The organism is Thermogutta sp. (assembly GCF_014359955.1).
Classification (GTDB): Bacteria; Planctomycetota; Planctomycetia; order Pirellulales; family Thermoguttaceae; genus Thermogutta.
This window is the reverse complement of sequence record NZ_JACIYL010001047.1, coordinates 1-1,240: the sequence shown is the minus strand read 5'-3', so window position 1 is coordinate 1,240 and position 1,240 is coordinate 1. Positions and strand designations below refer to the sequence as shown.

The 1,240-nt window shown below is 53.4% G+C and carries 1 protein-coding gene; it reads left to right on the top strand.

All coding sequences use genetic code 11. From position 1 onward, the window contains the following. A partial coding sequence (locus H5U08_RS19270) for an ASPIC/UnbV domain-containing protein (RefSeq protein ID WP_297036945.1) occupies positions 1-1,240 on the top strand: 1,240 nt, incomplete at both ends.

The window sequence follows — 1,240 nt, the reverse complement described above, 5'->3', positions numbered from 1 at the left end:
GTATTTGCCGAACGGTCAACGACAACCCGTTATTCTCCTGAACTCGTGGCCAAAATCGGGGTTTATCAATGCGTGTCAGGAAGATCCGCGATTTCTCTTCTGCGGCATACGCAATCAGGGGAACACGGCCGGAGTGCTCGCTGACTTCGATCTCGATGGCGGGCTGGATGTTCTCATCGCACCATTGAACACCAGCGCTGTGTGGTTTAAAAACTCCGGCCCGCGTGGCAACTGGATCAGTCTCGATCTGGCGGGAACGCGATACACCGACCAGAAGTCTCGCTCCAATGAATCGGCCATCGGCGCACGCGTCGAAGTGCGGAGCGGCCGGATTTTCCAGCAATGGGATGTGGGACAAATTGCCGGAAGCACGTGCTGGGCCCCCCTGCGATTGCACTTTGGCCTCGGGGAGCAGCAGGAAGTGGAATGGCTCCGCATCATCTGGCCGGATGCGGTTCTCCAGTCTGAGGTTTCCGTCAAAGCCAATCAGGTCGCCAGTATCGGCGAAGTCCCGCGCAAAACATCCTCCTGCCCACATTTATTCGTATGGAATGGTGACCACTTCGAATTCGTATCTGACTTCGGTGGGAAAGGTGGACTCGGATATCTGCTTAGACCGGGAATTTACGCCCAACCGTTTCCCGTTGAATACGTTCCCCTGCCTCGCGTAAAGCACAACACCGGTCAGATTGTGTGTAAAATCATCGAACCGCTCGAAGAGGTCGTCTATTTCGATCAAGCTTCTCTTATTGCAGTGGATCATCCGGAGGGGACATTCGTGCTTCCCAATGAGATGATGCCGGTTTCTATGGAAAATATCCCCGAGGAAATTCTATGCTTTGACGAGGAGCTTAATCCCACTGCCGCGACAAACGACCTCGGGCAGGATGTACTTCCCATTCTAAAACATATTGATCGCCAGTGCGTAGGGCCGCTTGAGCAGGATAAACGCTTTGTGGGTTACGCGAAAGAATACTCAATAGTCGTCCAATTCCCGGATACCATAGATCGGTGGCTCGAGTCAGGAAGACGCATTTTCTTCATCGGCTATGGTTGGGTGGAATATAGTTATTCCCAAACAAACTATGCCGCCGCACAGGCGGGAATTACTCTGAGGGCTCCAACGTTTGAAGTCCTGCGCCATGGAAAATGGGTAGAACTTGTCAGAGAGCCGGGATATCCGGCGGGCCTTAACCACTGGATGACGCTGGACTTGACGCACCTGCTGCAAAAAGGTGAC